Annotated in this window: 1 pseudogene; it reads left to right on the top strand. The window is 66.0% G+C overall.

The window, feature by feature from the left end:
- Positions 1 to 235, top strand: a pseudogene (locus SB771_RS37105) (GGDEF domain-containing protein); the annotation flags it as partial.

Raw genomic sequence — 235 nt, 5'->3', positions numbered from 1 at the left:
CTGCTACCGCTCCTCCGGCGAGCCGTTGCTGCGCTGGCTCACGCTCGGCTTTCTCGGCTTCGCGATGATCTACGCGCTGCACGGCCTGTTCACCGGGATGGCGCATCACAATATCTGGCTGTTCCTGCTGTACGGTCCCGCGTCGCGGCTCGTGATGGCGATGCTGCTGCTGACGGGGCTGCTGTCGTATTTCCAGTCGCCCGATCGCGTCGAGAAGCGCACGCGCGCGCGTACC

Source organism: Burkholderia sp. SIMBA_051, from assembly GCF_046534915.1.
GTDB lineage: Bacteria > Pseudomonadota > Gammaproteobacteria > Burkholderiales > Burkholderiaceae > Burkholderia > Burkholderia ambifaria.
The sequence above is the reverse complement of the archived record's forward strand: the minus strand, read 5'-3'. Positions and strand labels throughout refer to the sequence as shown.